The 1,985-nt window shown below is 69.9% G+C and carries 2 protein-coding genes; both read left to right on the forward strand.

All coding sequences use genetic code 11. The features are described 5' to 3' along the window. A partial coding sequence (locus DSP71_RS20820) for a carboxyl transferase domain-containing protein (RefSeq protein WP_258546588.1) occupies positions 1-1,401 on the forward strand: 1,401 nt, incomplete at its 5' end. Between the two features lie 11 nt (positions 1,402-1,412). Beyond that, a partial coding sequence (locus tag DSP71_RS24475; protein WP_309472640.1) for a biotin carboxylase N-terminal domain-containing protein occupies positions 1,413-1,985 on the forward strand: 573 nt, incomplete at its 3' end.

Here is a 1,985-nt window from a genome sequence, read left to right on the forward strand (position 1 = left end):
CCCTTCCTCGAGGTCGCGCCCCTCGCGGCTGACGGCCTGTACGGGGGAGAGGCGCCGGGCGCGGGCGTGATCGCCGGTATCGGTCTCGTGCACGGGCGGCACGTCATGGTGGTCTGCAACGACGCGACGGTCAAGGGCGGCACGTACTTCCCCCTCACCGTCAAGAAGCATCTTCGCGCGCAGGAGATCGCGCTGGAGAATCGCCTTCCCTGTCTCTACCTCGTCGATTCGGGGGGCGCGTTCCTCCCCAAGCAGGACGAGGTCTTCCCGGACCGCGAGCACTTCGGGCGGATCTTCTTCAATCAGGCGCGCATGTCCGCGGAGGGCATCCCTCAACTCGCCGCCGTTCTCGGCTCGTGCACCGCCGGCGGCGCCTACGTACCGGCGATGAGCGACGAGACCGTCATCGTGCGCCGCCAGGGGACCATCTTCCTCGGTGGCCCCCCGCTCGTGAAGGCCGCCATCGGGGAGATCGTCACGGCGGAGGAACTCGGCGGCGGCGAGCTGCACGCACGACGCAGCGGCGTCGTCGACCATCTCGCCGAAGACGACGAGCACGCCCTCGAGATCCTGCGCGACATCGTGGCCACGCTCCCGCCTCCCGCCGCCCCGGCCTGGGAGGTGCTCGGCAGCCGCGCTCCCTCCGAGCTGTCCAGCCTCTACGACGCCGTCCCTGTCGACGTCAATGCCGCGTACGACGTGCACGAGGTCATCTCGCGGTTGGTCGACGGCGACTCGTTCCTCGAGTTCAAGCCCGAGTACGGCACGACCCTGGTCACCGGCTTCGCCCGTCTCCACGGTCACCCCGTCGGCATCGTCGCGAACAACGGCGTACTCTTCAGCGAGTCGGCGCTCAAGGGCGCCCACTTCATCGAGCTCTGCGACCAGCGGGGGATCCCTCTGCTCTTCCTGCAGAACATCACCGGTTTCATGGTCGGCTCCGACGCGGAGGCCGGCGGCATCGCCAAGGACGGCGCCAAGATGGTCACGGCCGTCGCCAGCACCCGTGTACCGAAGCTCACCGTCATCATCGGGGGATCGTTCGGAGCCGGGAACTATTCGATGTGCGGGCGCGCGTACTCGCCGCGGTTCCTGTGGACCTGGCCCGCCAGCCGCATCTCCGTGATGGGGGGCGCGCAGGCCGCGTCGGTGCTCGCCACTGTCAAGGAGGACCAGCTCTCCGCACGCGGCGGCTCCTGGACGGCGGAGGAGCGAGCAGCCTTCGAGGCCCCGGTCCGGGAACAGTACGAGCACCAGGGCGAGCCGTACTACGCGACCGCGCGGCTCTGGGACGACGGCATCGTCGACCCCGCCCAGACCCGCGACCTCCTCGGCCTCGCCCTCGACGTCGTCTCCCGCAGCCCGCTGCCCGAACCGCGCTTCGGCATCTTCCGGATGTGAGTGCCTTGTCCATGAATCCGGCACCGACGTCGTCCGACGTCCTTTTCCACACCGTCCTCGTCGCCAACCGCGGGGAGATCGCCCGCAGGGTGATCCGCACGCTGCGGGCGCTCGGCATCTGCAGCGTCGCCGTCTACAGCGACGCCGATGCGACGAGCCCTCATGTCCGCGAGGCCGATCTGGCCGTGCGGATCGGGCCAGCGCCCGCTGCCGACTCCTACCTCGACATCGACGCCGTCATCGCCGCGGCGCGCGCCACCGGTGCGCAGGCCATCCACCCCGGCTACGGCTTCCTCTCCGAGAGCGTCGGACTCGCCGAGGCCTGCGAGGAGAGCGGGGTCGTCTTCATCGGTCCCTCCGTCGACGCGCTGCAGATCATGGGAGACAAGGCCCGCGCCCGCGATCATGTGCTGCGGTACGGGGTCCCCGTCGTCCCCGGCTTCGATGCCAAGGGACTGTCCGACACCGAGATCGCCGAAGAGGCCGAGACCGTCGGATATCCGCTGCTGGTCAAGCCCAGCGCAGGGGGAGGGGGAAAGGGCATGGAGGTCGTCGCCGACGCGGCGGGGCTCCGCGGCGCTCTC

Source organism: Microbacterium sp. H6, from assembly GCF_003314775.1.
Lineage (GTDB): Bacteria > Actinomycetota > Actinomycetes > Actinomycetales > Microbacteriaceae > Microbacterium > Microbacterium oxydans.